7 protein-coding genes are annotated in these 7973 nt (G+C 49.4%); 5 read left to right on the forward strand and 2 right to left on the reverse strand.

Annotated elements, in window-relative coordinates; translation table 11 throughout:
- Window positions 1-161: 161 nt before the first annotated feature.
- Entirely contained in the window at window positions 162-584 is a 423-nt protein-coding gene (locus VIM87_RS03575; RefSeq protein WP_331995641.1) for a phage tail protein, read from the reverse strand.
- A gap of 99 nt (window positions 585-683) precedes the next feature.
- Window positions 684-1301 (reverse strand): hypothetical protein, encoded by a 618-nt coding sequence (locus VIM87_RS03580; protein ID WP_331995642.1) that lies wholly within the window; start codon window positions 1299-1301, stop codon window positions 684-686.
- Between the two features lie 249 nt (window positions 1302-1550).
- On the opposite strand from VIM87_RS03580, the gene VIM87_RS03585 reads away from it, so the two are divergent.
- The 5 genes from VIM87_RS03585 (at window position 1551) to VIM87_RS03605 (ending at window position 7711) form a co-directional block, all read left to right on the forward strand.
- A complete protein-coding gene (locus tag VIM87_RS03585) occupies window positions 1551-2021 on the forward strand; it encodes a hypothetical protein (protein WP_331995643.1) in 471 nt (156 codons plus the stop codon).
- 186 nt (window positions 2022-2207) lie between these two features.
- Window positions 2208-3839: a tetratricopeptide repeat-containing sensor histidine kinase gene (locus VIM87_RS03590; RefSeq protein ID WP_331995644.1), complete on the forward strand. Its 1632-nt coding sequence runs from the start codon at window positions 2208-2210 to the stop codon at window positions 3837-3839.
- Window positions 3840-3842: 3 nt separating this feature from the next.
- Window positions 3843-4598: a LytR/AlgR family response regulator transcription factor gene (locus VIM87_RS03595; RefSeq protein ID WP_331995645.1), complete on the forward strand. Its 756-nt coding sequence runs from the start codon at window positions 3843-3845 to the stop codon at window positions 4596-4598.
- Between the two features lie 96 nt (window positions 4599-4694).
- Entirely contained in the window at window positions 4695-7136 is a 2442-nt protein-coding gene (locus tag VIM87_RS03600) for an AsmA family protein (RefSeq protein ID WP_331995646.1), read from the forward strand.
- Between the two features lie 158 nt (window positions 7137-7294).
- Window positions 7295-7711 carry a hypothetical protein gene (locus VIM87_RS03605; RefSeq protein ID WP_331995647.1) on the forward strand — a complete coding sequence of 139 codons (417 nt, stop codon included), beginning with the start codon at window positions 7295-7297 and terminating at the stop codon, window positions 7709-7711.
- Window positions 7712-7973 lie beyond the last annotated feature (262 nt).

Genomic DNA, 7973 nt, shown 5'->3' on the forward strand with positions numbered 1-7973 from the left:
ATATCACAATCATCAATCCCAATCATCAAGGCCCAAAGCCCGGCACCACAGTAGCAAAAAAGCTTAATCAAGGTACCACTCCGCAACCGGGCGGTAACCGGTTGCGGGCCCCTTTTTGGTTCCTTTTTGGGGAAGCAAAAAGGAACAGAAAAAAAGGAACATTAAATGAATTTGATAATATAGTATACATACACATTCCCCGGATGCGTAGTGATACCATTACGCAAAGCCGCTAAGCCTACCGGTTGCTGAATGGTGCCCACATCGCTGCCCGGGCGGCCATTGGCCCGTTGGCGGGCCTTGGCTTCCGGATCGTTGCCACTGTTCATATCGGTCATGCAGAGTATGTAGCCCCGGTAATCCGGTAAGCGGAATACGCCTTCCGGCTCCAGGCCTTTGTTGTATTGCGGGCCTATCACCTGGTATAACAGCGGGTAGTCCTCGGCATGCAAAGGGCGGCCGTCGCATACCATCCAGCCATACGTTTCAATCAGTGTTTCAAATTCGGCCGGGCCATCTGCATCAGGATCAGCTATCTTCCCGGAAAAGGCCATCACAGCGCCTGGCGGTATGCCAAACGGCATGGACGGTAGTTGTGTAGGATAAACCATATATATTAAAAACTAAATGATCAAAAAAGAAACCCCGGGACAGAGGGAAAGGTTCCCGGGGCGGGGTTACGGTCACGCATATCTGACATTTTGCAGAGAAAACGAAACCGGCGTCGTGTCGGGGCCCAATCCCCCACCGGTCATAATAATGTCCGCACTGCTAATGCCAGATAGAGAGAGCTGTGTATGCACCTGTGAAGTAAAAGCGCTGTCGATCAATGCTCCTTCGGTTACTGCGTGTGCAACGCCTATCCAAAGGGTCGGCTTAAATTGGAATACCGCCGGTTGTCCCGGCTCCACATTCTTTTTCAGGGCAAGCAATTTTCCATCCCGGTACACATGTACATTAATGATACCGGTTGCCAGGGCATTGTATATAATGATCTCTTCCTCGTTGGCAGCAGGCCCGCTGTGTTCAAGCACATCGCCACTATCCGTTGTAACCAGCTGGTATTGTTGCCCGGTAGCAGCTGGCAGCTGCAGGCTGTAGTTGCCCTGGCCATCACTGGCCGCAACCGCCATTGCCACGGGATAGGTAAAGGGATGGCTCCATCCGGACCCCAGATTATGGATCACCCGCCAGGCTACCGGTGTTTCGGTAGCAGTGGCCTCATTTTTCTGGAAGATCACAATGCCATCATTGGTACGGTCACTCGAATTGTTAATAAGATTGAGCCAGATGTTTGTCATAGTCCTGAACGTTTTGCCGGATCTGATTAGTGGTGTGTGGTTGTGCGTGCCTTACAATACCAAAAGTACGGCGGGTAATAACGGCGCTGGAATACAATGGCAGCAGTGGTGTATTGGAAGGCATAAATGGTACGGCCCGGGGTATAAGTGTAAAAAGTATTACTATTATGGACAATAAAAAATGGATATAAAGATTATCTTTGCTGCCCTTGAACTTCCTTTCTTTAACCTTTAACTAGCCTCTTACCTATGTCAACAACAACTTCCTCAGATGTAGTTATCTTAGACACACACACGAAACGCACAGTTCGCGGCCTTGCAAAACCTTTTTCCCTGGAGCCGCTGGTTGCAGCAATAACGGTGAGTGAAACAGAAAAGATCTATAAGCTGTCTATCACCACATACTTACCGGACCACCTGGAAAGGCCCGTGCTGGATGAAGATATTAGCTTCATTGCGCCTATAGACACAGATGCCAATGAGCTGGATGCACGTTATGTGTACCTGGACATTGAACCCTGGGATATTGGTGCGCATCATAGCTATTCCCTCTGGAATATTGAGGTGAAATACCAGTTGACCGGCACCAGCCCGGAAGCGCAGGCTGTGCTGGTATTATATAATTACGTGGGTGAAGGAAATCCCGGAGGACCGGAAACGCCTGAAACACCCAGAGGTACCGTAACTACCGTAAAAAGATCCACTACAGCTGAAGATTAATGCAGGCTGAAAAGCCGGCCGATCTGCTAACCATTATATGAAAACCAGGATGAGAACGATATTGGTAATTACCGCGCTTTTTTTTTAACTGCTGCTGCAGCCCAGCCACCGGTCCACGGCCCGTGGTATCATGAGCTGCAGCAGCACTGCTATATATGCCGTGAACACCCTGCAGATACTGCACGGATGATCATGTCCGGCCAGTACGGATCCTCTTACCAGATCAATTACCATAACAGCCATGTGGCCTGGGCCGATAACGACCCCGATGCCGCCTATACGTACATTATTAATACCATGAACGGTATTGATAATGATGTAAAGCACCCGCTGTTTCCGCCGGCGCTTTTCCTGAAAGCCAAGATCCAGTACAGTAAACAATTGTATGCCGAAGCATTGCGTACCTACCAGGAGGTGATTCACCTGAAAGGACTGGATACCGTGCTGCTGGCCAATAGTTACGCCCACCTGGGCGAGATTTACCTGGAGCAGGGGCAGAATGAGGACGCGCTAAAGGTACTGAGCACCTGGGAGCAGGTTTTTGGCCCCAGGTCAGATGTGTATGCCCTGAAAACCCTGTATCACAACAAGGCGCTGGCCTATTTTTACCTGAAACAATACCCGCCCGCAGAAGAATATTTTAACCGCAGCCTGCGCCTGGAAGAGCAGGTGCAGGATACCACCGGCCTGGCCATTTCCTATATGGACCTGGCTAACCTGTATTATACGCAGTACCTGGATGATAAGGCAATACCCCTGTTTGAAAAAGGGCTTGAATACGCCAAACATTCCAATAACCCGGAAGTGCCGCGCAATGCCTACAGGAATATGGCTGCCGTGGAAGAGAACAGGAAAAGATATGCGTTGGCGTTAGACTACCGTAAGCACTATGAAGAGCTGCAGGACAGCATCTGGAACCGCGATCATGTGTGGGAGCTTGCCCGGCAGGAGAGGAAGCTGGCATTACAGCAGCGGGAACATACCATTTATGTACTGGGCTGGCAGCGTAACAGCCTGTTACTGGCTGCCCTGGCCCTGCTGCTGCTGGGAACCGCCATCTGGTTTGCCTACCGGCAGCAAAAACGCAGTAAGCGTATCATCACCCAGCAAAAAGAAGCGCTGAATATTTTAAACCAAACCAAAGACCGTTTATTCTCCATTGTAGCGCATGACCTGCGCTCGCCCGTATACCGTCTTAAGAACAACCTGGCCAAGCTGAAAAAGGCCATCTGGAAGCAGGAAATTACCGAAGCCGCTGCGCTGGCAGCCAGTAATGAAAAAATTGCCGGCAGCACCTATATCCTGATGGATAACCTGCTGCACTGGGCCCTTAGCCAGACAGACCAGCTGTTCTTCCGCCCTGAAGAGCTGCACCTGCGCACCGTAGTAGGCCTGGTTTGCCATGATGTAACCCCCCTGGCTGCAGATAAGAACATTGTGATCAAACAAGTGATCCCCGAAGAGATTATCTTTATGGCAGATCTTCACTCTTTTAAGATCATTGTGCGCAATATCATGGATAATGCCATTAAGTTCACACCCGTGGGTGGTTACATTACCATCTCCGCCTGTTTGCAGCAGGACGAATGCCACATCAAGATCATTGATACGGGCCTGGGTATGAGCAGTGAAACGCTGGAAGCGCTGTTTGATCCCAACAAAAAAAGAGTGCAGCAGGATACGCATGGTTATGAAAGCACCGGATTAGGTTTGTGGCTGTGCAAAACCATGACGGAAAAGAACAACGGCCGCCTGAGTATTACCAGCGAGCAGGGAAAAGGCACTACTGTTACCATTATTTTACCGGCAAAAGGATAAGCTATGCAACCCGTAAAGATCATGATCGTGGAAGATGACCCGCAGCAGGCCGCCCTGTTGCAGGATATGCTGCTGGAACAGGACTATGAAATTACCGGTATTGCAGGCACCCTGCCGGAAGCCCTGAAGCTGTTCTACACCCAGCCGCCGGACCTGGTGATCATTGACGTATACCTGCATGGCAAAAGGGACGGCATTACCTTTGCCACGCAGATCAATGAAAGCGGGGATATGCAAAAGCCTTTCATTTTCCTTACCAGCGCAGCAGACCGCACCACCTTTGAGGCTGCACGCCTTACCACCCCTTTCAGCTACCTGTTAAAACCCTTTAATGAGCTGGAGCTGCAGTATGCCATGGAGCTGGCCATTGAAAGATCTGCCGGGGCAGACACCGGCCAGTTCACCGCCACCGCAGAAAAAAATACGGTATTAATACACGATTTCTTTTTTGTGAAGAACGGGAATACGCTGGCCAAGATCATGCTGGATGATATTTTATACATAGAAGTAGAAGGCAAGTACTGTAAAATAGTGGCCGGCAAGGAAAAATACCTGGTGCAGCAACCCCTGAAGCTGTTGCTGGAGCGCCTGCCGGAGCAGCAGTTCATACGCGTGCACCGCAATTTTATGGTGAATATACGCAGCGTTATGAAGCTGAATTTGCAGGAGAATGAGATCGTACTCTCCGGCGGGCAATCCATCCTGTACAGCCGCCGTTATCTTGATAGCTTTTTGCATTTGTTCGATGTGCTGAAATAACCCTCTCCCCAAAAGGCATCATTATTGGTTTTATACAGGCATATCATTTCAGGTAAAAAGCCTGGAAATTTTCTTAACTTAATGTAAACCACCCCAATGCCTAAATGGTTACGTATATGCCTCAAAGCCGGTGCAGTCCTTCTTGGACTGGTGATCCTGCTATGGCTGGCCCTGGCCTTTTACATACAGCAGCACCGGAAAGCGCTTTTGGAACAGATCATTGAAAAGGCTAACCAGCGGCTGAATGGCAAGCTTACCATTGGGGATATATCGCCCTCTTTGTTGCGCAGCTTCCCCCATGTATCCCTGGCCCTGAAGGATGTAGAGCTGCAGGACAGCCTGTTTGCGCAGCATAAGCACCCCCTGTTATCCGTAAAGCGTATATTCGTTAAGGTAAATACCTTTACCCTGTTAAGGAACCATCTGGATGTAAGGGAAATAACCCTGGAAGACGGCGCTTTTTATTCCTTTACCAACCCGGAGGGGTATACGAATGCCAGTGTGTTCAAACGCCGGGATAAACCCGCTAAAGAGGCCAAGAGCAGCACAGAACGGGAGGCCGATATAGCCAGCCTGGAGCTGCGCAACATACAGTTTGTGATCGATAATAAACAAAAGAATAAGCTGTTCAGCATCCGGATCCGTTCCCTGGAAGGCAGCGCTGATGCGGATGATGGTAACTGGCGCTTACACCTGCGTACCAGCATGCTGGTAAATAGTTTTGCCTTTAACCTGGACCGCGGCAGCTTTTTGAAGAATAAAACGCTGGAAACCACCCTGGAGCTGAACTTTAACCGGCCTAACCGGGTGCTTTCCATACCGGCGCAGCGCATTGAGATAGACAAACATCCCTTTAACATTGGCGCCACCTTTAATTTTAAAACGCAGCAGTTCATTGTAAATATTACTACGGAAGATGTGCTGTTCCGCAACGCTGCCGCTATGCTGGCAGACAACATATCGCGCAAGCTGGAGAATTATGATATTCAAAAGCCCATGAATGTAGAGGCGCACCTTTCCGGCTACCTGAACCGCCCCGGTACGCCGCGGGTGCTGGTGAAATGGAACACCGCCAACAATACGCTGGTAACCAAAGCAGGGGAGTGGACGGACTGCAGCTTTAGCGGGAATTTTAACAATGAGCGGCATCCCGGTATGGGATATACGGACGAAAATTCATCCATCTCTTTTTACCAGTTCAAAGCCAAATGGTGGGGGCTGCCTTTCAGCTCAGATACCGTTGACATTGTAAACCTTACACAACCGGTGCTTTCCGGGCGTTTTAAATCCAATTTTAATTTACAGGAGCTGAATGATATTACCGGCGAAACCTTCCAGTTCACACAGGGCACCGCCAGCGCAGATGTTTTTTATAAGGGGGGCATTGGCGATAAGGATACGGTAGCGCCGCAGATGGAAGGCGCTGTTAAAGTGCTGAACGGCGCAATGGAATACCTGCCGCGTAACCTGCAAATAGGTAACTGCAGCGCCACCATTGCCTTTAACGGGCAGGATGTGTATGTGATGAATGTGCATATGCAAAGCGCCAAAAGTGAGCTGGCTATGGAAGGCAGCATACGCAACCTGCTGCGCCTGTACTTTGAAGCGCCGGAAAAGATATTGATGGACTGGAATATTACCAGCCCAAAGGTGGATCTGAACGAGTTTAAGGCCTTCTTATCGCCCCGCAAACAGGCCGCTGCCGCCAAAACCAAAGCCAAAAGTACGGCCTCCCTTCAACGAAAGGCCAGCCGCCTGGCCAAACAGCTGAATGTAATGCTGGAGCTGTGTAATATGAACATGCGCCTGCAGCTTGGGCAGCTGAACTACCAGCGTTTCAATGCGCAAAAGGTGGTGGCGGAGCTAAGCCTTACGCAGTCGGATATACTGCTGCGGCAAATATCCCTGTCGCATGCCGGCGGCAGCCTGCAGCTGAACGGCAGCATTCACCAGCAGGGTAATAACAATCGTTTTAAGCTGAACGGCGCCATTAATAATGTCCACATTGATCAGTTGTGGTATGCGTTCGATAATTTCGGGATGCAATCCCTTACCTCCCGTAACCTGAGAGGCAACCTTTCCGCAAAGCTGAATATCACCGGTAACCTGTACGATAATGGTAAATTAACGCCCCGCTCCATATACGGCACCGTAGGGTTTGACCTGCGGCAGGGCGCCCTGTTGAACTTTGAGCCGCTGGAAGGCATCGCCTCTGCAGTGTTCTTTAACCGGAACCTGTCCGACATACGGTTTGAAAATCTTTCCAATACCCTGCAGCTGCAGGGCAACAAGATCATTATACCGCCCATGCAGATCAATTCTACCGCCCTGTATATGGACATAACCGGCGTATATGGCATACCCACGGGCACGGATATTTACCTGGATGTACCCCTGCGGAATCCAAAGAAAGAGGAGGACCTGTCCAAAGAAGAAAGAAAGGCGCGCCGGAAAAAGGGCATTGTCATTCACCTGCATGCCACGGACGAAAATAAGGGCGGAAAGGTAAAGATCAAGATGGGGAAGAAACCGGGTTGATGTGCAGATGTGCAAATGTGCAGATGTGCAGATGAATGAATGCAGCGTATAGCTCTCCCATTTGCACATCTGCACATTTGCATATCTGCACATTGTAACAATTTGCCTGTCAGATCGTTTTACAGTAGTTTTGCGTCCTTAAATCTGACAGTTTCACCATGCGGAAAGTTTTGATGATCATGATACTGGGGCTGTGTGCATGTAAAAAAGAAGATAACACCACACCTCATAAGTCATTTTACGGGAAATGGTTCTATACAGCAGCCATCCATAAACAATACACGGTAAGTGCAGGCGATACGGTTTATAGCCGTATAGATACAGTGCAATATAACGGCGCCGACTATATTAATTTTACGCAGGACAGGGTAGCCCTGCATTATACTGCTGCCACCAAGCGTTTAGACAGCTTATTATTTGACGAGGTTACGCCCGTGTTCTTTCACCTGGATTCCCTGCTGTGCGAGGCCACCGGCATCAGTGACAGCGCTTTGCAATATAACAGCCTGGATTTTCAGTACAATGAAACCCCGCTGGTACAGATCTCCCAAACATTCTACTGGCTTAAGAAATAAGCTTTTGCCCAAACATGAAACAGCCATCCCGCGACCGGGACGGCTGATACGGTACTGTTCCGTCTATTTGCTCTTTGGTGCCGGCAAAACAACCGGCACGTTCATTCACGTTATAGAAAAGAAACTGCGTGCTCTGGTACAATAATCCGTATATCCGTTACCGTGTAACGGATTGTTTATTGAAACTTGCCATCTCAAATATTTTATTGGTATTATGGGTTAAACAGGACATCAACACCGCTGCGGTAGCGGTTTGCACATA

Origin of the sequence: Chitinophaga sp., assembly GCF_036569125.1 — a bacterium.
Lineage (GTDB): Bacteria > Bacteroidota > Bacteroidia > Chitinophagales > Chitinophagaceae > Chitinophaga.